Annotated in this window: 2 protein-coding genes; both read right to left on the bottom strand. The window is 58.9% G+C overall.

The window, feature by feature from the left end:
- Nucleotides 1–55: 55 nt before the first annotated feature.
- A complete protein-coding gene (locus tag NA637_RS25205) occupies nt 56–364 on the bottom strand; it encodes a type II toxin-antitoxin system RelE/ParE family toxin (protein WP_256075387.1) in 309 nt (102 codons plus the stop codon).
- A complete protein-coding gene (locus NA637_RS25200) occupies nt 361–576 on the bottom strand; it encodes an addiction module protein (RefSeq protein ID WP_256075385.1) in 216 nt (71 codons plus the stop codon). Before NA637_RS25200 ends, NA637_RS25205 begins: the two co-directional genes overlap by 4 nt.
- Nucleotides 577–874 lie beyond the last annotated feature (298 nt).

Below are 874 nucleotides of genomic sequence, written 5' to 3'. Positions count from 1 at the left end.
CCTCGCGTGGTTGATAGCCTCTGCACGGCAGGTTGGGAACGCTGACTTCAGTGCATCATGGCTGCTCTGCCGCACCGGGCCAGCGCTCAGGTGATCGGCGGTGATGCAGGCAGGCGAGCACGGAAATCTGTCCGTTATCCAGCAGTTCGAAATGCAGGGCATAGGGAAAACGGCGAAGCAGTATGCGCCTAAAGCGTTCCCGGCTGGGGGCGCAGCTTTCTGGCGAGCGCTCCAGCTGTTCTGTCGCGGCAGCTATTGCGCGAAGGAATTCGCCACCCAGCCCATAGGAGCGCTGCTCATACCATTCGAATGCAGCAACGATTTCGGCTTGAGCGGGTGCCTCGAAGAGAACGGTCCACCTCACAGGCGAATCCCGAGACTCCGAGCAATCTGATCAAGGGTTTTGCCTTGATGCGGGTTCTTGTCACGCCAGAGCGCCCGCTGTTCGAGTTCGTCCAGTATTTCCGCCGTCGTTTCCGGGATCGTTTCTGCCGCGAAGCGATCCCAGAGGTCTTCCGCCAATTGCAGACGTTCGAACTTGCCCAGTTGCTCTATTTGTTCGAGTGTAATGTTCATGCTGGACTCCTGCTTATCTATGGCTGAACGTTATCAGCCCGCCAAGGCTGGGGACAAGCATCCCTTGATATGACGGATCGTAACGCGGTAAGGCGCTTCCGTCGGTTACCGCGAATCGGCCATGTCCGTCGGCCCACCGCCGCAACCGCACCCGCCCTCTCGATCGTCGGATTACGCCTTCGGCTAATCCAACCTACGTTGATTGGACACCGCTGAACCCGGTACAGCGGATCGCTTTCCGTATTTTCCGTATGATGGAACCGCGGTACGGCGAAGCGCATACGCCCCCTGGCCGAAC

The organism is Stutzerimonas stutzeri, from assembly GCF_024448935.1.
Classification (GTDB): domain Bacteria; phylum Pseudomonadota; class Gammaproteobacteria; order Pseudomonadales; family Pseudomonadaceae; genus Stutzerimonas; species Stutzerimonas stutzeri_AO.
This window is presented reverse-complemented; position numbering and strand designations above follow the sequence as displayed.

What these genes read in the sequence shown, in the direction of transcription:
- NA637_RS25200 (WP_256075385.1), bottom strand. Translation starts at nt 576, where the DNA reads ATGAACATTACACTCGAACAAATAGAGCAACTGGGCAAGTTCGAACGT.